This is a genomic window from Micromonospora sp. URMC 105 (assembly GCF_051386295.1).
Classification (GTDB): Bacteria; Actinomycetota; Actinomycetes; order Mycobacteriales; family Micromonosporaceae; genus Micromonospora.
Map to the genome: position 1 here is coordinate 1 of NZ_JBPQTL010000095.1, position 21,592 is coordinate 21,592.

Genomic DNA, 21,592 nt, shown 5'->3' on the forward strand with positions numbered 1-21,592 from the left:
CGGCTGCTGGAGGGGGAGACCGCCAAGCTGCTCCGGATGGAGGAGTCGCTGGGCTCCCGGGTGGTGGGTCAGGCCGAGGTGACCGTGAGGGCGTCCTTGGTGTCGGCGAGGTCGACCTTGACGGTGTCGCCGTCGCGGATCGCCCCTGCCAGCAGGGCCCGGGCCAGCTGGTCGCCGATGGCGGTCTGGACCAGGCGGCGCAGCGGGCGCGCGCCGTAGATCGGGTCGTACCCGTGCTCGGCGAGCCACCCACGGGCCGCCTCGGTGATCTCCAGGCCGAGCCGGCGGTCGGCGAGCCGCCGCCGCATCCGGCCGAGCTGGATGTCGACGATGGAGCGCAAATCGTCGCCGCGCAGCGCGGCGAAGACCACGATGTCGTCGAGGCGGTTGAGGAACTCCGGCTTGAAGTGCGAGCGGACCACCGCGAGCACGCCCTCGCGGCGCTGCTCCTCGGCCAGCGTCAGGTCGCTGATCACCGACGACCCGAGGTTGGAGGTGAGGATCAGGATCGCGTTGCGGAAGTCCACCGTGCGGCCCTGGCCGTCGGTGAGCCGACCGTCGTCGAGCACCTGGAGCAGGATGTCGAAGACGTCCGGGTGGGCCTTCTCGACCTCGTCCAGCAGGATCACCGAGTACGGCCGGCGGCGCACCGCCTCGGTGAGCTGGCCGCCCTCCTCGTAGCCGACGTACCCGGGCGGGGCGCCGACCAGACGGGCGACGGAGTGCTTCTCGCCGTACTCGCTCATGTCGATGCGGACCATGGCCCGCTCGTCGTCGAAGAGGAACTCGGCGAGCGCCTTGGCCAGCTCGGTCTTGCCGACACCGGTCGGGCCGAGGAAGAGGAAGCTGCCGGTCGGGCGGTCCGGGTCGGCGACGCCGGCCCGGGCCCGGCGGACCGCGTCGGAGACCGCACCGACCGCCTCGGCCTGGCCGACCACCCGGGAGCCCAGCGACTCCTCCATCCGGAGCAGCTTGGCGGTCTCCCCCTCCAGCAGCCGACCGGCGGGGATGCCGGTCCAGGAGGCGACCACGGCGGCGATGTCGTCCGCACCGACCTCCTCCTTGAGCATCGCGCCGTCGGCCTGGAGCCGGGCCAGCTCCTCCTCGGCCGTGGCGAGCTCGGCCTTGAGGGCCGGGATGCGGCCGTAGCGCAGCTCGGCGGCGCGTTCCAGCTCGCCGTCCCGCTCGGCCCGCTCGGCCTCGCCGCCGAGCCGCTCCAGCTCCTCCTTGGCGGTGGAGAGCTTGGTGATGTGGCTCTTCTCGGTTTGCCAGCGCTCGGAGAGCGCGGTGAGCTGCTCCCGCTTGTCGGCCAGCTCCTTGCGCAGCCGCTCCAGCCGCTCGGCGGAGGCGGCGTCCGGCTCCTTGGCCAGCGCCATCTCCTCGATCTCCAGCCGGCGGACCGCCCGCTCGATCTCGTCCACCTCGACCGGCCGGGAGTCGATCTCCATACGGAGCCGGGAGGCCGACTCGTCGACCAGGTCGATCGCCTTGTCGGGCAGGAACCGGTCGGTGATGTAGCGGTCGGAGAGGGCGGCGGCGGCGACCAGCGCGGCGTCGGTGATCCGTACGCCGTGGTGGACCTCGTAGCGCTCCTTGAGGCCGCGCAGGATGCCGATGGTGTCCTCGATGGTCGGCTCGCCCACCAGCACCGGCTGGAAGCGGCGCTCCAGCGCCGGGTCCTTCTCGATGTGCTCGCGGTACTCGTCGAGGGTGGTCGCGCCGACCATCCGCAGTTCGCCGCGGGCCAGCATCGGCTTGAGCATGTTGCCGGCGTCCATCGAGCCCTCGCCCTTGCCCGCGCCGACGACGGTGTGCAGCTCGTCGAGGAAGGTGATGACCTGGCCGTTCGAGTTCTTGATCTCCTCCAGGACGGACTTCAGCCGCTCCTCGAACTGGCCCCGGTACTGCGCGCCGGCGACCATCGCGCCGAGGTCGAGCGAGACCAGCTTCTTGTCCCGCAGCGACTCGGGCACGTCACCGGCGACGATCCGCTGGGCCAGGCCCTCGACGATCGCCGTCTTGCCGACGCCCGGCTCACCGATCAGCACCGGGTTGTTCTTGGTCCGGCGGGAGAGCACCTGGATCACCCGGCGGATCTCCGAGTCCCGGCCGATCACCGGGTCGATCTTGCCGTCGCGGGCACTGGCGGTCAGGTCGACGCCGTACTTGGCCAGGGCCTGGTAGGTCTGCTCGGGGTCGGCGGTGGTGACCCGGCGGTCACCGCCGCGGACGGTCGGGAAGGCGGCCACCAGGTTCTCCTCGGTGGCCCCGACGGCCTTCAGCGCGCCGGAGACCGCGCCACCGACCCGGGCCAGGCCGGCCAGCAGGTGCTCGGTCGAGGTGTACTCGTCGCCCAGCGGCCGGGCGATCTGCTCGGCGGCGCCGATGGCGTTGACGAACTCGCGGGCCAGCGTGGGCTCGGCGATGCTGGAGCCCCGGGCGGCGGGCAGCGCGTCGATCGCGCGCTGGGTGACCCGGCGCAGCTCGGCCGGGTCGGCCCCGACGGCGCGCAGCAGGCCGGCGGCGGTCGAGCCGTCGGTGTCCAGCAGGGCCAGCAGCAGGTGCCAGGGCTCCACGGTGGCGTGGCCGCGCTGGTTCGCCAGCGCGACGGCACCGGTGATGGTTTCGCGGCTCTTGGTGGTGAGACGTTCCGTGTTCATGGGCTCCCCTGGATCGGCGTGTCCAGCAGTAAGGACGACACCAGAGTTGAGCGTATTCCGCTCAACTCCGGACTTGTGACCCGGGTCACTCGGCCCGCCGCCACCGCCAGTCGAACTCTCCGGCGGCGGGCGGCGGGCCCGGCAGCGGGGGGTCGGTGACGGCGAGGCCGGCCAGCAGCACCGCGAGCTGCCGCCGGCGCAACTGCCGGGTCCGGTCCGGATCGGGTACGCGGATCGCCGCGCAGCCCTCCAGCAGCAGCCCGACGTCCTGCACCACCAGGTCGGGCCGGAGCCGACCGGCGCCCCGCGCCCGCTCCACCAACCCCGCGGTGAGCTCGTTCGCCCGCGCCGCGTCCCGCCCCATCTCGGGCGTCGGGGTGAAGGTGCCGGCCAGGTGCACGGTCAGCGAGTGCACGTCGGCATCGACCACCCGTTCCAGGAAGCCGGCGAAGGCGGCCCAGTCGTCCGGGTCGCCGGCCGCCTCCTCGGCCGCCTCGATGTACCGCCGCAGGCCGTCGTGACAGAGCTTGCGCAGCAGGTCCTCCTTGCCGGCGTACCGCCGGTAGAGGGCGCTGATTCCCACGCCGGCGCGCTCGGCGACCGCGGCGATCGGCGCTTTCGGGTCGGCGAGGAAGACCGCGCGGGCGGCCTCCAGGATCACCGCGTCGTTGCGCGCCGCCTGCGCGCGCCTTCCGGCCAGCGGCGCGGTCGTCGGGTTCGGCATAGGTCGAGGATAGCAGTGGAACGGATCGTTCCGCTCTGCTACCGTAAAGCGGAACGAAACATTCCGTTCTGAGGAGCAGCGCATGTCCGGCACCGTCATCCGCCCGTTCCACATCGACGTCCCGCAGACCGCCCTGGACGACCTCGCCGACCGGCTCCGCCGGGCCGTCTGGCCCGGGGAACTCTCGGGCGTCGGCGACGCGTACGGCACGCCCACCGACCGGGTCCGCGAGTTGGTGACGTACTGGCTGGAGAAGTTCGACTGGCGGGCCCTGGAGACACGGCTGAACGCTCACCCGCAGTTCGTCACCGAGATCGACGGCGAGGACATCCACTTCCTGCACGTCCGGTCCTCCCGCACCGACGCCACCCCGCTCGTGCTTACCCACGGCTGGCCTGGCTCGGTGGTGGAGTACCTGGACGTGATCGCCCCGCTCACCGAACCCACCGACCCCACGGCGCCGGCGTTCCACCTGGTCATCCCGTCGCTGCCGGGCTTCGGCTTCTCCGGGCCCACCCGCAGCCCCGGCTGGAACCGGTACCGCACCGCCCGCGCGTGGGCGGAGCTGATGGCCCGGCTCGGTTACGACCGCTACGGCGCGGTCGGCAACGACGCCGGATCGATGATCTCGCCGGAGATCGGCCGCATCGACGCCGAGCACGTGCTCGGCGTCCACGTCACCCAGCTCTTCTCGTTCCCCTCCGGGGACCCGAGCGAGTTCCAGGGGCTCTCCGAGGCCGACCAGGCGGCGCTCGCGCACCTGCAGTGGTTCGTCGAGAACAAGTTCTCCTTCAACCAGGTGCAGAGTCAGCAGCCGCAGACCCTGGCCTTCGCGCTGGCCGATTCGCCCATCGGGCTGCTCGCCTGGAACGGTCAGCTCTTCGATCGGAGCCTGGACCCCGACTTCGTGCTCGCCAACGTGGCGATCTACTGGCTCACCGGCACGGCGGCCTCGTCGATCCGGTTCTACTGGGAGGACGCGCACACCACCGAACACCCGACCGGACCGACGACCAGCCCGACCGCGCTGGCGATGTTCCCCGGCGACTTCCAGTCGATCCGCCGCTTCGCCGAGCGGGACCACGGGAACATCGTGCGCTGGACGGCGTACCGGGCCGACGTGGCGGGGCGGGGCGACGTGGGCGGGCATTACGCCGCGCACGAGGCGACCGACGTGCTGGTCGCCGACATCCGGGAGTTCTTCGCCGGGCTCCGCTGAGCCGGCGGCAGGCGGGCGCCCGGTCGGGGATCCCCGGCCGGGCGCGCCCGCTCGCGGGACCGAGCCGGTGCGGAACGCTCGCCGTCAATCGCCCTCGACGGCCACCCGCACCCAACGCCGGTCCATGCCGGCGCCGGTGCCCAGCACCACTTCCCCCGGCCCGCGGGCGAAAACGGTGCCGTCGGCGAGGGTGGTCAGATAATGCTCCGGGCCGACCGGCCAGGCGACCGGGGTGTACCGGCCGTCGGCCACCACCCCGGCCCCGTACGGGCCGGTCACCGCGACCCGGCCGGATCCGATCGGAGCGACCGACCGGATCCGGGAGGGGTAGGACTGCGCCGGGACCGACTCCCACCGCCCCTGCCACCGCCAGAGCGCCGGGAAGTCCATCCGGTCGGACCGCTCACCCACCAGCCACACCTGACCGTCCGGAGCGACCGTCGCCCGCAGGACGGCGACCGTGCCGTCGGGGGCCGGCACCGGGCTCCGCTGCCAGCTCCGACCCCGGTCCGTGGAGACCGCCGCGTTCGGGCCCTCGTCTCCCACCCCCGCCGCCACCACCAGGTCGGCGGAGGACGCGACGGTGTTCAACCCCGGCACGGCTGGCTGGGCGGCCAGCGGGCGCAGCGCCGCACCGTCCCACTCGCCCACCCGGCCGGTCGCCTCAATCAGCTGGAACCGCCCCTGCGCGGCCCGCCACGCCGGCGGCTCCCCGTCGCTCCGCACGAAGCTCGCGCCGCCGTCGGTCGAGGTGTACCAGCCGTGCGGCTCGGCCAGCAGCGTCACCAGTCCGGGTGCGGTGTAGAGCTGCTGGTTGTCGGCCACCGGTCGCGGATGGGGCACCGTCAGCCAGGAGCGCCCACCGTCGAGGGTGGCGAAGAGCAGCGTCGGGCAGTTCCGGGCCGGCGGGCCACCGTCGCAGCCGGCGAAGAGCGCCCAGCCGTGCGCGGCGTCGGAGAACTCCACGACCGGGTCGTCGTACCGCTCGGCGGCGGCGACCCGGCCGGCGCGTACCTCGTCGAAGCCGGCGGGCGGCGGTGTCGGCACCGGCGCGGCGGAGTCCGGCGGCGGCGCGGGGGCCGACGGCGGGTCGCGGCGGACGTCGCCGATCGCCGAGCAGGCCGTCAGCGCCGGGACGGCCAGCAGGGCGGCCAGCGCCCGGCCGACTCGACAGATCATGACCGCCTCCTCGGGAGAGTAGCCTTGCCCGGGTGCGAGTACGTGTCGAACAGACTGCCCTACCGGGGATCGGCGTGCGTCACGATCTGGTGACGGAATCCGGTCGGCGACTGGGCGTGGTCTCCCACCGCAACGGCCGTCGTGACCTCGTCCTGTACGACCCGGACGATCCCGACTCCTGCCAGGCGGACATCCCGCTCACCGACGACGAGGCGGAGGCGCTGGCCGACATCCTCGGCGCGTCGCTGATGCTCGGCCAGCTCTCCGGCCTGCGCGAGCAGGCGGCCGGCCTGCTCACCGAGCAGATCGCCATCCCGGCGGGCTCGAAGTACGTCAACAAGCGGCTCGGCGACACCAAGGCACGCACCCGCACCGGCGCCTCGATCGTGGCGGTGCTCCGCCAGGGCGAGGTGAACGTCTCGCCCGATCCCACCTTCCGCTTCGCGGCCGGTGACGTGGTGGTCGTGGTCGGTACCCGCAAGGGTCTCGACGGAGTGACCGCCATCCTCGCCGACAGTGACCCGGACGGCTGAGGCGGATGCACGAAACCACCACACTGCTCGTCGAGGTCGGCGCGCTGCTGCTGCTCCTCGGGCTCCTGGGCCGGCTCAGCCGGCGGTTCGGGGTCTCCCCGATCCCCCTCTATCTCCTCGCCGGCCTGGGCTTCGGCCACGGCGGCCTGCTGCCCCTCAACGCCAGCGAGGAGTTCTTCGCCGTCGGCGCGGAGATCGGCGTCATCCTGCTGCTGGTCATGCTGGGCCTGGAGTACAGCGCCAACGAACTGGTCGGCAACCTGCGTTCGGCCGCGCCGGCCGGGCTGATCGACGCCCTGCTCAACGCGCTGCCCGGCTTCGCCTTCGCGCTGCTGCTCGGCTGGGACTGGGTGGCCGCCGTGGTGCTCGGCGGCATCACCTGGATCTCGTCCTCCGGGGTGATCGCCAAGGTCCTCGGCGACCTGGGCCGGGTCGGTAACCGGGAGACCCCGGTGATCCTCTCGGTGCTGGTCATCGAGGACCTGGCCATGGCGCTCTACCTGCCGCTGGTCACCGCGCTGCTGGCCGGCGTCGGGCTGGTCAAGGGTGGCATCGCCCTCGGCATCGCGGTGCTCACCGTGGTCGTCGTCCTGGTGGTGGCCATCCGGTACGGCCACCTGATCTCCGCGGCGCTCTCCGCCAAGGATCCGGAGGCGCTGCTGCTCGGCGTGCTCGGGCTGACCCTGCTGGTCGCCGGTGTCGCGGCCAAGCTCCAGGTGTCGGCCGCGGTGGGGGCGTTCCTGGTCGGCATCGCGCTCTCCGGGCCGGTCGCGCACCACGCGACCGAGCTGCTCTCCCCGCTGCGGGACCTCTTCGCGGCGGTCTTCTTCGTCTTCTTCGGGCTGGTCACCGACCCCCGGGACATCCCGCCGGTGCTGCTGCCGGCGCTGGCCCTGGCCGTGGTGACGATGGGGACGAAGCTGCTCACCGGCTACCTGGCGGCGCGCCGGGCGGGCATCGCCGAGCCCGGTCGCTGGCGGGCCGGCTTCGCGCTGATGCCGCGCGGGGAGTTCTCCATCGTCATCGCCGGCCTGGCCGTCGCCGCCGGCACCGTCGAGCCGCGGCTGGCGGCGCTCGCCACGGCGTACGTGCTGATCACGGTGGTGACCGGGCCGATGCTGGCGCGGCTGCCCGACATGGGGTGGTTCAAGGTCTGGCTGCGGCGGCGCGCCGCGATCCGCCGGCCCGAACCGGTACCGACCACCGACTGACCGTGCCCCGGCCGGGTCGGCCGTACGGACGACCCGGCCGGTCCGGCCGTTGTCGAATTGCTCCCGACAAGCTCTTCCGCCGGGCCACCGGTGACGGTTACCGTTCTGCCCCAGCAAGCCAGGGGTCCGCGGGTGGCCGGTGCGCCCCGCGGGCGCGAGCGGAAGGTTGCCGGTGAGCGTGCAGGATTCGACGTTTCACGGCTTCGCCAACCCCGTCGACCCGTCGCCGGCGGAGTTGCGGGCCTGGGCCTATCACCCGGACTCGGTGCCGCTGGCCTCGATGCCGCCCGACTGGGACCTGCTCGTCGCCGGCGACCACCTGGTGCTCACCCTCTTCGACCTGGCGATGGACCCGGCCTGCCCGGCCCGCCGGTTCGCCCTGCACTGCCTCTACATCTACGCGGCGGACGGCATCCGGACGAACTTCCGCGCCCACCCGAAGCGCCGCTTCCGCAAGCTGGTGGAGCAGGCCGAGCGGGAGGGCGACGAGCTGATGCGCAACTGGGCGCACAACAGCCGCGTGCTGCTGGCCCGGCCGGACCTCTTCGTGTACCACGACTGGTGCGAGGGCGGCCTGGTCCGGGAGAACCGCCGGATCGGCTAGATCGCCGCCGGGTCGCCGCGGCGCCCCCGCCCTCGCGCCGCCTCAGCTCGCGCCGATGCCGTTCACGGCGATCTCGACCGCGCGGCGCAGTTGCGCCAGCACCGGCCCGGGGTCGCCGGCGAACAGCTCGTCGACCTGCTCCGGCGCCTGCACCAGCGAGAGCATGGTGTTGACCACGGCGCCGACCAGCGCGCCGACCACGGCGGCCGCCTCGACCCGGTCGAGCCGGTCGGGGAACGCCGCGTGCAGCCGGGCCGCCAGCCGCTGCTGGGCGGAGAGCAGCCGTTGCAGCGCCATGCCCTGCACGGCCGGCACCGAGAAGACCATGCGCAGCCGCACCGGCACCGCCCGGTCGAAGACCTGGCCGAAGTGTTCGGCGCGCTCGAAGACGGCGGCCATCGCGCGCACCAGGACGTCGACGGGGGCGTCCTCCGGGCCCCGCTGGTCGATGACGGCGAAGGCCAACGCCAGCCGGTCCTCGGTGTCCGCGAAGAGGATCTCCTCCTTGCTGGGGAAGTAGCTGAAGAAGGTGCGGGCCGACACGTCGGCCCCGGCCGCGATGTCGGCGATCGTCGTCTCGTCGTACCCGCGTTCCTCGAAGAGCGCCAACGCCGTCGTGATCAACGCCTGGCGCGTGCGTTCCTTCTTGCGCTCCCGCAGCCCCGGACCCGTCGTCATGCCGACAGATTACTGCACCCCGCGCTTTTCTTCACTCATTGCAGTTTTGCACTCACTGTGGTTTTCTGTCGTCATGGAACGCATCCTCGACCGGCTCGGCCGGGCCACCGCCGGCCACCCGTGGCGCACCCTCGCTCTCTGGTTGCTGGCCGCCACCGCCCTGCTCGGTCTGGCGCAGGCGGGCGGCGGTCGCTTCGTCAACGACTTCCGGATCCCGGGTGCCGAGTCGCAGCAGGCCGCGGACCTGGCCCGAGCGGCCTTCCCGGAGTACGGGTCGGCCGGCGCCGAGGTGGTCTGGCACAGCCCCGACGGGGATCTGCGGGCCGCCGACCGCCGAGCGGCGATCGCGGCGATGACCGCAGTCGTCCGCCGCCAGCCGGGAGTCACCACCGTCGAGGACCCGCTCGCCGGTCAGGGGGTCCTCAGCCCGGACGGGCGCACCGCCATCGGCACCGTCCGGTACGGCCCGGAACTCGGCGACCTCGGGCCGGAGGCGTACCACCGGCTCGACGCGGCGGCGGAGCAGGCCAGGGCCCGGGGCGTGGAGGTGACCTTCCGGGGGCTCGTCGTCGACCTGGCGTTCGAACCCCGCACCGGCCCGGCCGAGGCGGTCGGTCTCGGCGTCGCCCTGCTGGTGCTGCTGGTGGCGTTCGGCTCGGTGGTCGCCGCCGGGCTGCCGGTCCTGGTCGCCCTCGCCGGGCTGGTGGTCGGCACCGCGCTCGTCCTGATCGCGAGTTCGCTGACCGAGATTCCCAGCGCCGCACCGATCGTGGCGGTGATGCTCGGCCTGGGCGCCGGCATCGACTACGCGCTCTTCGTCGTCACCCGCTACCGCGCGCACCTCGCCGACGGGCTGGCGCCGGTAGCCGCCGCCGGACGGGCGGTCGCCACGGCCGGTCACGCCGTCCTCTTCGCCGGGGCGACCGTCGTGGTCGCCATCCTCGGGCTGCTCTTCACCGGCATCCCGTTCGTCGGTGCGATGGGGATCGCCGCCGCGCTGACGGTCACCGCCATGATGCTCGCCGCCCTCACCCTCCTTCCCGCTCTCCTCGGCCTCCTCGGACCGCGCGTCAACCACTGGCCGCTGCCGCGCCTGCGTCCGGCTACCGCCGCGAACCCCCTGGTCGACCCGGCCGCCCGTGGCGGGTGGTGGGTGCGGTGGGGCCGGCGGGTGGACCGGCGGCGGGTCGCATACGGGGTGGGCGCCGCGATCGTGCTGCTGGGGCTGGCGGCGCCGCTGCTGACGCTGCGACTCGGCACGCCCGACGACGGGAACCAGCCGGACCGGTGGCCGCAGCGGCGGGCGTACGACACCGTGCAGCGGGAACTCGGACCGGGCTGGAACGCCCCGCTGGTGCTGGCAGTGACCCGCCCGACCGACGACTCACTCGCCCGGCTGACCGGAGCGCTCGCCGCCGACCCCGAGGTCGCCCTGGCCACCCCGCCGGTACGCAGCCCCGACGGCACGCTCGCGCTGCTCACCGTGGTACCCCGGCACGCGCCGCAGGACCAGCAGGTCAGCGACCTGGTGCACCGGATCCGGCAGACCGTCGGCGCGGCGGCGCCGGACGGGGCGCAGGTGGCGGTCGGTGGCCAGACCGCGTACATGATCGACATGGCCGACGCGGTCACCGCCCGGCTGCCCTGGGTGGTGCTCGGCGTGGTGCTGGCCGCCGGTCTGCTGCTGCTGGCGATGTTCCGGGCCCCACTGATCGCGCTGAAGGCTGCGGTGATGGCACTGCTCTCCATCGGCGCGGCGTACGGCGTACTGGTGGCGGTCTTCCAGTGGGGTTGGGGCCTGTCCCTGCTCGGGGTCGACCGGCCGGTACCGATCATGTCGGTGGTGCCGATGCTGCTGTTCGCGATCCTCTTCGGGCTGTCCATGGACTACGAGGTGTTCCTGCTCGCCTCGGTGCAGGAGGAGTACCGCCGCACCGGCGACCCGCACGGTTCGGTCGTGGCCGGGCTGGCCGGCACCGGCCGGGTGATCACGGCGGCGGCGACCATCATGGCGGCGGTCTTCGTCAGCTTCGCCGCCATCGACGACACCCTGGTGAAGATGATCGGGATCGGGCTGGCCACGGCGGTGCTGGTGGACGCGACCGTGATCCGGGTGGTGCTGGCGCCGGCGGTCCTCGGGATGCTCGGGCACCGGGCCTGGTGGCCGCTCCGGCGCTCCCCCTCGACCCTCGCCTGACCACCAACGGCGAACGGGCCGGGACCCCCCGTGGGTCCCGGCCCGCACGTCGGCGGATCGTCAGCGTTCCGACCCACCCTGCTTCCGGCGTCTGGCCTCGTCGCGCCCCTGGTCGACGCCGTGGTCGACCTGGTCGCTGAACCTGCCGTCCCTGATCGCCTCTGAGAAACCGCCCTTGGTGACCCGGTCGAATCTCCGCCGGACGTTCTCGGCCACCTCGTCGAGCCGGGCCTCCGCCTGCTCGGCAACCCGCTTCGCCGATTCCGTCATGGCTTCCCCCCGCCATCGGGGTCCGGATTGAGTTGGTTGGACCTGATTCGAGGCTAACGCAAGGGTCCGGATCGCCGCCGGAGAACCGGGGAACCGGCAGTGGTGGCCCACTGCCGGCACGGCGAAAACGGGCGCGCCCGACCACCAGAGGCGGGCGCGGCAGCAGTCAGCGGTCGGGCGTACGGCGGGGACGCCAGACGACCAGCGCGGTCGAGGTGCGGTTGGTCGGCACCAGGTCGCCACGGGGGAAGCTGGCCAGCGACTCCAACTCGGCGATCCGCCGGTACGCCGCGTCCAGTTCCGCCTCCAACCGGGCCACCCGCTGCTGCGCCTGCTCCAGCAGGCGCTCCAGGCCGATGATCCGCTTCACCCCGGCCAGGTTGATGCCGTCGTCCTGGCTGAGCCGCTGCACCTCGCGCAGCAGCACCACGTCGCGCACGCTGTAGCGGCGCCCACCGCCGGCCGCCCGGCCGGCCTGCACCAGGCCCAGCCGGTCGTACTGGCGCAGGGTCTGGGGGTGCATCCCCGCCATCCGCGCCGCGACCGAGATCATCAGCACCTTGGCCTCGTAGGCAGGGTCACCCGAACCGACGAACTCGCCCGACATCCCGCTCACCTCCGCACCCGATCAACCGGTCAACCGACCCGACGCACCCGCGCGTCAAGATGTTCCCGAGCCGCCGGCGGAGTCTGCTCGGCGAACGACTCCAGCGTCGCCCGCGCCTCGTCCGACACCGTCGCCGGCACCACCACGTCCAGCGTGACCAGCAGGTCACCGGCCCGGCCGTCGCGCCGGACCACGCCCTTGCCCCGGGCCCGCAACACCCGACCGGACGGCGTACCCGGCGGCACCCGCAGGGTCACCGCGCCGTCGAGGGTGGGCACCCGCAGGTCGGTACCGAGCACCGCCTCGGCGAAGGTGATCGGCACGGTCAGGGTGAGGTCGTCCCCGGTACGCCCGAACAGCTCGTCGGGGCGGACCTTCACCTGCACGAACAGGTCACCGGCCGGGCCGCCGCGGTCACCCGGCTCGCCCCGCCCGGCCAGCCTGATCCGCTGGCCGTCGGCCACCCCGGCGGGGAAGCGCACGTTCAGCGTGCGGGTCTTGGTGACCCCGCCGGTGCCCTGGCACTCCGGGCACTTCTCCTCGACCACGGTGCCCACGCCCTGGCAGGTGCGGCACGGCTCGGAGAAGCTGAACGAGCCCTGGTTGCGGGTGGTCACCCCGGCGCCGTGGCAGACCGGGCAGGCCTTCGGCCGGGTGCCCGGCTTCGCGCCGTCGCCGTGGCAGGTGTCGCAGACCCCGGGAGCGCGCAGCGTCAGCGGGACGGTAACCCCGCGTACCGCGTCGTCGAAGTCGAGCGCCACCTCGGTCTCCACGTCCCGGCCCCGGGCCGGGCCACGGGGACGCGCCGGACCACCGGCCCCCCCACCGCCGGAGAAGATCGAGCTGAACAGGTCGGTGAAGCCACCACCGCCGAACCGGGTGTCCGCGCCACCGGCGCCGGCGCCGCCGAAAAGGTCGGAGACGTCGAACGGCACCCCGCCGGGCTGCCCGGCCCCGCGGGCGCCCCGCCGGAACGCGCCCGAGCCGAACAGCGAGCGCATCTCGTCGTACTCGCGGCGCTTGGCCTCGTCGCCGAGCACCGCGTACGCCTCGGAGACGGCCTTGAACCGCTCCTCGGCCTTCGGATCGCCCGGGTTGTGGTCCGGGTGCGACTCCCGGGCCAGCTTCCGGTACGCCTTCTTGATCTCGTCCGAGGAGGCGGACTTCTGCACGCCGAGCATGGCGTAGTAGTCCTTCTCGATCCAGTCCTTGGAACTCACCGGTCCACCCCCTTCCGCCTGATGTGGCCCGGTAGCCCCGACGCATCACCTGGACGCAGGTCGGCTCGTCCACGTCGGCCGAGGTCTGGTGCGCGACCGCCTCGTGCCGGGTCGGGTCGAACGGGTCGCCCTGCTCCCCGAAGGGAGTCAGCCCGAACTTGCCCAACGCGGTGGTGAGCTGCTCGGCCACCGTGCCGAACGGCCCGACCAGGTCGCCGTGTTCCCGGGCCCGGTCCAGGTCGTCCAGGATCGGCAGCAGCGCGGCGAGCACCGAGCCGGTCGCCTGCTCCTGGACCAGACCGCGGTCGCGGTCGACCCGCTTGCGGTAGTTGGCGTACTCCGCCGACACCCGCTGCAGGTCCCGGGTCCGCTCGTCGAGCTCGGCCCGGAGGGCCTCCAACTCCGCACCGAGCGGGGAGCCCGCCGCGCCGCCGTCGACCGGCTGCGCGGGGGCGTCCACCACGGGCGGGCCGACCGGCGCCGGACCGCCGACCGTCTCGACCTCGATCTCGTCGACCACGACCTCGGCCTCCTCGACCAGGCCCTCGGCCGGGACGTCCGCCCCGGCGTCGGCCGCGGCGGGCGCCTCCTCGGTCTTGCCGATCTTGCGGTTGTTACGGATGACGACCCGCGGCCCGTCGCCGGTGGCCGGCTCGGCGGGCGCGGAGCCACCCGGCGTCGACCCGGTGGAGCTCGGGTCGGCGGCTCGTGGCTTCTCCGTCATGCGACTACCTCGATCCCTGTGCAGTGAGTCCGTGGCGGGGACGCAGCGTCACTTCTTGTCCTCGTCCACGATCTCCGCGTCGACCACGTCGTCCGCGCCGCCGGCCTGCGGGCCACCGGTGGCACCCGCGCCCGGGCCCGCCGCGCCGGGCTGCTCGCCCTGCTCGGCCTGCTGCGAGTAGAGCAGCGAACCGGCCTGCTGGGAGACCTGCGCCAGCCGCTCGTGAGCCGACTTGATCTTCTCGATGTCCTGGCCGCCGAGCGCACCGCGCAGCTCGCCGAGGGCCTCGTTGATCTGGTCGCGGTTCTCGCTGGGCAGCTTGTCGCCGCTCTCGGCGAGGAACTTCTCGGTCTGCCACTGGAGCGCCTCGGCCAGGTTGCGGGTCTCCGCCTCCTCGCGCCGGCGCTTGTCGTCGTCGGCGTGCTCCTCGGCGTCCCGGCGCATCCGCTCGATGTCGTCCTTCGGCAGCGAGGAGCCGCCGGTGATCGTCATCTTCTGCTCCTTGCCGGTGCCCAGGTCCTTCGCGTGCACGTTCACGATGCCGTTGGCGTCGATGTCGAACGTGACCTCGATCTGCGGCACGCCGCGCGGCGCCGGCGGGAGGCCGGTCAGCTCGAAGGTGCCGAGCTTCTTGTTGTACGCCGCGATCTCCCGCTCGCCCTGGAAGACCTGGATCAGCACCGACGGCTGGTTGTCGTCCGCCGTGGTGAAGACCTCGGAGCGCTTGGTCGGGATGGTGGTGTTGCGCTCGATCAGCTTGGTGAAGATGCCGCCCTTGGTCTCGATGCCCAGGCTCAGCGGGGTCACGTCGAGCAGCAGGACGTCCTTGACCTCACCCTTGAGCACACCGGCCTGGAGGGCGGCGCCGACGGCGACGACCTCGTCCGGGTTGACGCCCTTGTTGGGGTCCCGGCCGGTGAGCTGCTTGACCAGGTCGGTCACGGCCGGCATCCGGGTCGAGCCGCCGACCAGGATGACGTGGTCGACGTCGGAGACCTTGATCCCGGCGTCCTTCACGGCCTGCTCGAACGGGCCCTTGCAGCGGTCCAGCAGGTCCTGCGTCATCCGCTGGAACTCGGCGCGGCTGAGCGTCACGTCCAGGTGCAGCGGGCCGGCCGAGCCGGCGGTGATGTACGGCAGGTTGATGTTGGTGGTGGTGGCGGCCGAGAGCTCGATCTTGGCCTTCTCGGCGGCCTCACGGAGCCGCTGCAGGGCCATCTTGTCCTGGCCCAGGTCGATGCCGTGCTCGCCACGGAAGGTCTTCACCAGGTGGTCGATGATGCGCTGGTCCCAGTCGTCGCCACCGAGGTGGTTGTCACCGCTGGTCGACTTGACCTCGATGACGCCCTCGGCCAGCTCCAGCAGCGACACGTCGAAGGTGCCGCCACCCAGGTCGAAGACCAGGACGGTCTGCTCCTTGGAGCCCTTGTCCAGCCCGTACGCCAGGGCGGCCGCGGTCGGCTCGTTCACGATCCGCAGCACGTTGAAGCCGGCGATCTCACCGGCCTCCTTGGTGGCCTGGCGCTGACCGTCGTTGAAGTAGGCGGGGACGGTGATCACCGCGTCGGTGATCTGCTCGCCCAGGTACGCCTCGGCGTCCCGCTTGAGCTTCATCAGCGTCCGCGCCGAGATCTCCTGCGGGGTGTACTTCTTGCCGTCGATGTCGACGGACCAGTTGGTGCCGATCTCCCGCTTGACCGACCGGATGGTCCGGTCCGGGTTGGTCACCGCCTGGCGCTTGGCGACCTCACCGACGAGCACCTCGCCGTTGCGGGCGAACGCGACGATCGACGGGGTCGTCCGCGAGCCCTCAGCGTTGGCGATGACGGTGGGCTCACCGCCCTCGAGAACGCTGACGCAGGAGTTCGTCGTGCCGAGGTCGATACCGACCGCACGTGCCATCTTCGCTTCCTCGCTTCGTAACGTTGAGGCAGGTCAGGTGCCTGCCCGGCGGGTCGCCCGCAGCGACCGCACCACAAGTTGAGTGAACTTGACTCAATAGTGCCATGCCGCTGGCAAACCGCAAGTCGGGGTTGAGCCGACCCGACGCAACCCGACCGTTATTACCGTCCGGTTGTCTTCCCTTGCATCGGTCGGGCACGCTTTAGCGGTGACGACGAACGGCGATCCCGCCACCCGGTCCGGCGCGCCCACCGTCGCCGCCCGCACCGGGTCGCCGGACGCCGCCGAGGCGTCCCCCGACACCGCCGACGGCCTTCCGGCCGCGCTGACCGCGCTGCGGGCGGCGATCGGCGCTGCGAGCTTCCCGTTGACCCTGCCGTCGGCCGAGCCGGCCCGGCGTACCGCCTCGGCGCTGACCGACCAGCTCGACGACTACCTGCTGCCCCGGCTGGCCCGGCTCGACGCGCCACTGCTGGTGGTGGTCGGCGGCTCCACCGGCGCCGGCAAGTCGACCCTGGTCAACAGCCTGGTGCAGGCCCGGGTGAGCGCCGCCGGGGTGCTCCGCCCGACCACCCGCTCCCCGGTGCTGGTCTGCAACCCGGCCGACTCTGCCTGGTTCCGCCAGGGCGAGCTCCTGCCCGGCCTCACCCGCACCACCGAGCCGAGCGAGGACCCGCGCACCCTGCACCTGGTCACCGCGCCCGCGCTCCCCGCCGGGCTGGCCTTCCTCGACGCCCCCGACATCGACTCGGTGGTCGACGCCAACCGGGCCCTCGCCGGCCAGCTGCTGGCCGCCGCCGACCTCTGGCTCTTCGTCACCACCGCCGCCCGGTACGCCGACGCGGTCCCCTGGGAGCTGCTGCGCAGCGCCCGGTCCCGGGGCGCGGCCATCGCGCTGGTGCTGGACCGGGTGCCGCCGGAGGCCGCCGACGAGATCGCCGCCCACCTGTCGGAGATGCTCGCCGCCCAGAATCTCGGCGCCGCGCCGCTCTTCGTCCTGCCCGAGACCTGGGTCGACGGCCAGGGCCTGCTGCCGGACAAGGTCACCGCGCCGCTGAGCGCCTGGTTCGCCCGGCTGGCCGCCGACGCCGAGGCCCGGGCGGCGGTGGTCCGGCAGACCCTGGACGGCGCCCTCGCCTCGCTGCACCCGACCGTCGAGGCGCTCGCCGAGGCGGCCGACGAACAGGTCGCCGCCGTCGACGCGCTCGACGAGCGGGTGCGGGCGGCGTACCGGGGGGCGCACCGCAGCGTGGCGGAGGGGCTCAAGGACGGCCGGCTGCTCCGTGGCGAGGTGCTGGCCCGCTGGCAGGAGTTCGTCGGCACCGGCGAGTTCTTCCGCACGCTGGAGGCGCGGATCGGCCGGCTGCGCGACCGGGTGGTCGCCGCGATGACCGGGCGTCCCGCCACCGGAGCCAGCGAGCTGCGCAACGCCATCGAGTCCCAGCTGGTCACCCTGCTGCGCGGGGTGTCGTCCGAGGCGGCCGAGCACGCGTACACCGCATGGAAGGCGCACCCGGCCGGGGCGGCGCTGCTCGAACCGGGGCTGGCCCACCCCTCCGACGACTTCTCCGAACGGGCCGAACGGCTGGTCCGGGACTGGCAGCGCGGGGTGCTCGAACTGGTCAAGACCGAGGGAGGTGACAAGCGCTTCGTGGCCCGCACCGCCGCGTACGCGGTCAACGCCACCGGCCTCGCCGTCATGATCGCCGTCTTCGCCTCGACCGCGTTCATCCCTACCGGCCTGGAGGTGGCGACCGGGGCCGGCACCACCGTCGCCGCGCAGGCCGTGCTCCAGGCCATCTTCGGCGACCAGGCCGTGCGTACCCTCGCCAACAAGGCCCGGGCCGACCTGCTGGACCGGGTCCGGGCGCTGCTGGACGAGGAGGCGGCCCGCTACCTGACCCGCACCGGCGAGGCCCGGCCCGGCGCGGACGCCGGGGCCGAGCTGCGCCGGGCCGCCGGCCGGGTCGAGGTGGCCCGGCACCGCAGCGGTCTGGCCGACGGCGACGGCGACGGCGCTCTGCCCACCCCGAACGGTGGCCGCCGGTGACGGGCATCGTCGGCCGGATGCGCGAGGCGTTCCGGGGCGACCAGCGGGTGGACGCCGACGACCTGGTGGCCCGCCTGGACGCGGTCCGCCGGTTCCTCACCGCGGTGGACGGCCAGGTGCCGGACTCCCGCCTGGTCACCGCGCACACCCTGGTCGAGCGGGCCGGCACCCGGCTGGCGCTCTCCCGGGACCACACCGTGGTGGCGCTCGCCGGCGCCACCGGCAGCGGCAAGTCGAGCCTGTTCAACGCGCTGGCCCGGCTGGACCTCTCCCCGGTCGGGGTGCGCCGCCCGACCACCGGCGTGGCGCACGCCTGCGTCTGGGGCCCGCTGGACGGCGCCACCCGGCTGCTCGACTGGGTCGGGGTGCTGCCCCGGCACCGGTTCGTCCGGGAGAGCGCGCTGGACGCCGACGACGAGACCGGCCTGCACGGTCTGGTCCTGCTCGACCTGCCCGACTTCGACTCGGTGCAGCGGTCGCACCGGCTGGAGGTGGACCGGCTGCTCGGCCTGGTCGACCTGGTGGTCTGGGTGGTCGACCCGCAGAAGTACGCCGACCGGGTGATCCACACCAGCTACCTGCGCGAGTTCCACCGGCACCGGGACGTGACCCTGGTCGTGCTCAACCAGGCCGACCGGCTGTCGGCGACCGAGCTGCCCCGGGTCCTCGACGACCTGCGCCGGCTGCTCGACGCCGACGGGCTGGACGGCGTGCCGCTGCTGGCCACGACGGCGATCGACCAGGCCGGCATGACCGGGCTGCGGGAGGCGCTGGAGCGGGCGGTCGCCGAGCGGCAGGCCGCCCTGCGCCGGCTCTCCGGCGACGTGGACGGCGTCGTGGCAGGGCTGGGCGAACTGGTCGCCGCCGACGTGCCCCGCGACGTTCCGGACGACGACACCACCCGCTCGCTGGACCGCGCCCTGGCCGGCGCGGCCGGGGTGCCGGCGGTGGCCGACGCGGTCCAGGGGGCGTACCGGCACCGGGCCGGCTCGACGACCGGCTGGCCGGTGGTGCGGGGCTGGCGCAAGCTGCGGCCGGATCCGCTGCGTCGGCTGCACCTGCCCGGTCCGGCCGCCACCGACCAGCCGGAGGAGAGCCTGGTCGCCGCGACCTCGGTCCCCGACCCGACCGCCGCCCAACGGTCCGCCCTCGGGTTGGCCGTCCGCGCGGTCGCCGACCGCTGCGGCGCCGACCTGCCCGCGCCCTGGCCGGAGGCGGTCACCACGGCCGCCCGGTCCCGCCTCGACGACCTGCCGGACGCGCTGGACCGCGCGGTCGCCGGCACCGACCTGGGCATGGACCGCCGGCCGCTCTGGTGGCGGCTCGTCGGTGGCGTCCAGTGGCTGGTCACCTTCGCCGCGCTGGTCGGGCTCGGCTGGCTGGTGCTCGGCTACGCGTTGCGCGCGCTCGGGCTGCCCGCCCTGGACAACCCGCGGGTGGGCGAGGTGCAGCTGCCGACCCTGCTGCTGCTCGGTGGCCTGCTCGCCGGGCTGCTGGTGGCCGCGGTGACCCGGCCGGTGGTCCGCTGGGCGGCCCGCCGGGCCCGACAGCGAGCCGAGAAGCGCCTCACCGCCGCGGTGGCCGAGGTCGGCGAGGCGTACGTCCGCAGCCCGGTGCGGGCCGTCCTCGACCGTTACGGGCAGGCCCGGGACGCGCTGCGCGACGCCACTCGATGAAGGGCGCCCACGCGCCGGGTGTCCCGGCCGCCGCAGCGGCGTAGGGTCGGACCATGGCCACGCCACAGACCCCCTACGACGCGGTGCTGCACGCCGCCCGCGACGTGACGAGGCTGGACACCGCCCTCGACGCCGAGATGCTCGGCGCCGCGCTGCTGGGCAGCGTCTACGCGATCGCCGAGACCGACCGGGAGCGGGCCGTCCGGGAGTTCGTCTCCGGCTTCCTGGCCGCCACCGCCCGCCGCCGGACCGCCGCCGCGACCACCATCCGCTCGGTCTTCGCCGCGCTGGTGCCCGACGCCGAGGGCGCGGCGAAGGTCCGCCCCGGCGCCCAGGCCCCGGCCTGGTCCGGCCAGCTCGGCCGGGTCCACCTCACCGGCGCCTGGTCGTACGGCGACGTGTACGGCGACCAGACCTCCTACCTCGCCACCTTCGCCTACGACGACGCGACGGGCGGCCCCGACCACGCCCTGGTGGCGCTCGTCGACCACAACATCGGGATCACCAAGGACGTCTTCGTCGGCGGCCCGGCGGAGCGGATCCTCGAACAGGTCCGGCAGATGTGCGCCACCGACGACCTGACCTGGTTCCGCGAGGAGGACCCGGCCCGGATGCACGGGGAGGTGAGCCGGCACCTGACGGTCACCGACGACCTCGGGAGCCTGCCGGGCGAGGGTTCACTCGCCACCGACCGGGCCCTGGTCGGCGCCCGGCTGGCGGTGCTGCCCGGCGCGCCGGCCGACACCCTCACCTGGGACGCCGAGCCGCTCACCGGCGAGGAGCGCACCGAGCTGGTGCGCGTCTTCCTGGCGTCGCCGGAGGCGGCCCGGTTCGGCCTGGACACCCTGGACGGCGACGCCGAGCTGGCCTCGCTGCACTTCTGCCTGGGCCTGCTCTTCGACCACGCGGCAAGCTTCCCGGACGCCGACCCGCTGCGCTGGAGCCCGGCGGTGGCCGGGTTGTTCCTGCTGGACTGGGTGCACCGCCGGGCCGTGCTGGACATGGACGACGCCGCGATGCTGCCCCGGGTGCTGCGCGCCTGGGCGGCGTACGCGGGACACCGGCGCGGGCTGCCGGAGCCGGCCGTCACCCGGACCGACGAGGCGATCGAGGAGCTGGTGCCGGAGTTCGCCCGGCTCTACAGCACCGGCGAGCGGCGCAGCCCGGCCACCGCCGCGGTGGCGCAGCTGATGGCGGACGGCGTGGACCCGGACGACCCGGCCGCGCTGGACGCCTGGATCGAGGCCAACCGCCAGTGCCTCGGCGACGACACCGCCTGATGCGGTCGCGCCGCGCTCAGCTCAGCGCGGCGTAGACCAGGCCGGCGACCAGACCGCCGACCACGCCACCGACGACCACCTGCGCGACGGTGTGGTCCCGTAGCCGTACCCGGGACCAGGCGGCCAGGGCCGGCAGCGGCGCGGCGGCCAGCATCCGGGGACCGAAGGTCAGCGCCAGCACCACCACCGCGCCGGCCGCCACCGCGGTGTGGATCGACATCTTCCACCAGTGGCTGACGGTCACCGCCACCACCAGGCCGACCACCCCGGCCGCGACCAGGGCGAGCATCGGCCGGGGGGCACCGAGCGCCGCGAGCAGCGCCAGGCCGGCGGTGGCCGAGGCCAGCCCGAAGAGCAGGGGTACGCGGCGCTGCTCGCGCACGCCGACGTGGTGGTCGGTGAGGTGCCCGCGCCGCACCCCGCCGAGGATGTACGCGAACGGGATGCCGCTGGCGAAGACCGTGGCGAGCAGCGCCCAGCCGAGCCCGTGCACGCCACCGGCGACGTGCCAGCCGAGCACCAGGGTCAGCAGGGTGACCAGCACGGCGGGGGCGGTCACCTCGGTGAGCAGGCGGGCCAGCCGGGTCAGGGCTCCGGGCGGTACGGCGACGGGGCGGCGTCCATCGTCGTCACCGTCCCCGTCGACCCCGCCCAGCGCCCCGTCCCCGATCAGTCCCGACCGGTCCCGCGCCGGACCGGTTGCGCCGGCGCGGGCCCATGGCTCCGCTCAGCCGGCGTCGCCCGTCACCGTACCGCTCGGTTCGGGGGTGTCGTGGCTGGTCGGCGCGGTGGTGGTGCTGGCGCTGACCTTCGGTCCCCGGATGCTGGCCGCCGCGCCGCTGCCGGCCCTGGCCGCCT

At 73.8% G+C, this 21,592-nt stretch carries 17 protein-coding genes and 1 pseudogene; 8 read left to right on the top strand and 10 right to left on the bottom strand.

Annotated elements, in window-relative coordinates:
- Nucleotides 1-68: 68 nt before the first annotated feature.
- Nucleotides 69-2,660: an ATP-dependent chaperone ClpB gene (gene clpB / locus ACSNN7_RS23755; RefSeq protein WP_436683150.1), complete on the bottom strand. Its 2,592-nt coding sequence runs from the start codon at nucleotides 2,658-2,660 to the stop codon at nucleotides 69-71.
- Between the two features lie 85 nt (nucleotides 2,661-2,745).
- A complete protein-coding gene (locus ACSNN7_RS23760) occupies nucleotides 2,746-3,384 on the bottom strand; it encodes a TetR/AcrR family transcriptional regulator (protein WP_436683151.1) in 639 nt (212 codons plus the stop codon).
- 82 nt (nucleotides 3,385-3,466) lie between these two features.
- Between ACSNN7_RS23760 and ACSNN7_RS23765 the strand changes: the two genes are divergently transcribed.
- Nucleotides 3,467-4,603, top strand: coding sequence for an epoxide hydrolase family protein (locus ACSNN7_RS23765; RefSeq protein WP_436683152.1), 1,137 nt, complete (start codon nucleotides 3,467-3,469; stop codon nucleotides 4,601-4,603).
- Between the two features lie 84 nt (nucleotides 4,604-4,687).
- On the opposite strand, the gene ACSNN7_RS23770 is transcribed toward ACSNN7_RS23765, so the two are convergent.
- Complete coding sequence (locus ACSNN7_RS23770) at nucleotides 4,688-5,782, bottom strand: hypothetical protein (RefSeq protein ID WP_436683153.1); 1,095 nt, start codon at nucleotides 5,780-5,782, stop codon at nucleotides 4,688-4,690.
- Nucleotides 5,783-5,814: 32 nt separating this feature from the next.
- Between ACSNN7_RS23770 and ACSNN7_RS23775 the strand changes: the two genes are divergently transcribed.
- The 3 genes from ACSNN7_RS23775 (at nucleotide 5,815) to ACSNN7_RS23785 (ending at nucleotide 8,130) form a co-directional block, all read left to right on the top strand.
- Complete coding sequence (locus ACSNN7_RS23775; RefSeq protein ID WP_436683154.1) at nucleotides 5,815-6,315, top strand: cation:proton antiporter regulatory subunit; 501 nt, start codon at nucleotides 5,815-5,817, stop codon at nucleotides 6,313-6,315.
- Between the two features lie 5 nt (nucleotides 6,316-6,320).
- Complete coding sequence (locus ACSNN7_RS23780) at nucleotides 6,321-7,526, top strand: cation:proton antiporter (protein ID WP_436683155.1); 1,206 nt, start codon at nucleotides 6,321-6,323, stop codon at nucleotides 7,524-7,526.
- Between the two features lie 172 nt (nucleotides 7,527-7,698).
- The gene (locus ACSNN7_RS23785; protein WP_436683156.1) at nucleotides 7,699-8,130 is read left to right on the top strand and encodes a hypothetical protein; all 432 of its coding nucleotides are present in this window, start codon (nucleotides 7,699-7,701) and stop codon (nucleotides 8,128-8,130) included.
- A gap of 42 nt (nucleotides 8,131-8,172) precedes the next feature.
- On the opposite strand, the gene ACSNN7_RS23790 is transcribed toward ACSNN7_RS23785, so the two are convergent.
- Complete coding sequence (locus ACSNN7_RS23790) at nucleotides 8,173-8,808, bottom strand: TetR/AcrR family transcriptional regulator (protein ID WP_436683157.1); 636 nt, start codon at nucleotides 8,806-8,808, stop codon at nucleotides 8,173-8,175.
- Between the two features lie 73 nt (nucleotides 8,809-8,881).
- Here ACSNN7_RS23790 and ACSNN7_RS23795 point away from each other — a divergent pair, with 73 nt between their 5' ends.
- The gene (locus ACSNN7_RS23795; protein WP_436683158.1) at nucleotides 8,882-11,005 is read left to right on the top strand and encodes an MMPL family transporter; all 2,124 of its coding nucleotides are present in this window, start codon (nucleotides 8,882-8,884) and stop codon (nucleotides 11,003-11,005) included.
- A gap of 60 nt (nucleotides 11,006-11,065) precedes the next feature.
- Here ACSNN7_RS23795 and ACSNN7_RS23800 read toward each other — a convergent pair whose 3' ends face one another.
- From ACSNN7_RS23800 to dnaK, 5 genes and pseudogenes are all read right to left on the bottom strand, one after another.
- Entirely contained in the window at nucleotides 11,066-11,275 is a 210-nt protein-coding gene (locus ACSNN7_RS23800) for a hypothetical protein (RefSeq protein WP_436683159.1), read from the bottom strand.
- A 166-nt stretch (nucleotides 11,276-11,441) separates the two neighbouring features.
- A complete protein-coding gene (locus tag ACSNN7_RS23805) occupies nucleotides 11,442-11,882 on the bottom strand; it encodes a heat shock protein transcriptional repressor HspR (RefSeq protein WP_436683160.1) in 441 nt (146 codons plus the stop codon).
- Nucleotides 11,883-11,911: 29 nt separating this feature from the next.
- Entirely contained in the window at nucleotides 11,912-13,102 is a 1,191-nt protein-coding gene (gene dnaJ / locus ACSNN7_RS23810; RefSeq protein ID WP_436683161.1) for a molecular chaperone DnaJ, read from the bottom strand.
- A gap of 31 nt (nucleotides 13,103-13,133) precedes the next feature.
- Nucleotides 13,134-13,826: pseudogene (grpE, locus tag ACSNN7_RS23815) on the bottom strand (nucleotide exchange factor GrpE); the annotation flags it as partial.
- A gap of 48 nt (nucleotides 13,827-13,874) precedes the next feature.
- On the bottom strand, nucleotides 13,875-15,728 hold the full coding sequence (dnaK, locus tag ACSNN7_RS23820; protein WP_436683162.1) for a molecular chaperone DnaK: 1,854 nt from the start codon (nucleotides 15,726-15,728) through the stop codon (nucleotides 13,875-13,877).
- A gap of 208 nt (nucleotides 15,729-15,936) precedes the next feature.
- On the opposite strand from dnaK, the gene ACSNN7_RS23825 reads away from it, so the two are divergent.
- Genes ACSNN7_RS23825 through ACSNN7_RS23835 form a run of 3 tightly spaced genes read left to right on the top strand, consistent with a single transcriptional unit; the run spans nucleotide 15,937 to nucleotide 20,734 of the window.
- Nucleotides 15,937-17,778, top strand: a complete 1,842-nt coding sequence (locus ACSNN7_RS23825; protein ID WP_436683163.1) for an ABC transporter — start codon at nucleotides 15,937-15,939, stop codon at nucleotides 17,776-17,778.
- A gap of 17 nt (nucleotides 17,779-17,795) precedes the next feature.
- Nucleotides 17,796-19,454, top strand: a complete 1,659-nt coding sequence (locus ACSNN7_RS23830; RefSeq protein WP_436683166.1) for a GTPase — start codon at nucleotides 17,796-17,798, stop codon at nucleotides 19,452-19,454.
- Nucleotides 19,455-19,507: 53 nt separating this feature from the next.
- Nucleotides 19,508-20,734, top strand: a complete 1,227-nt coding sequence (locus tag ACSNN7_RS23835; protein WP_436683164.1) for a hypothetical protein — start codon at nucleotides 19,508-19,510, stop codon at nucleotides 20,732-20,734.
- 16 nt (nucleotides 20,735-20,750) lie between these two features.
- Here ACSNN7_RS23835 and ACSNN7_RS23840 read toward each other — a convergent pair whose 3' ends face one another.
- The gene (locus ACSNN7_RS23840; RefSeq protein WP_436683165.1) at nucleotides 20,751-21,293 is read right to left on the bottom strand and encodes a phosphatase PAP2 family protein; all 543 of its coding nucleotides are present in this window, start codon (nucleotides 21,291-21,293) and stop codon (nucleotides 20,751-20,753) included.
- Nucleotides 21,294-21,592: the final 299 nt, after the last annotated feature.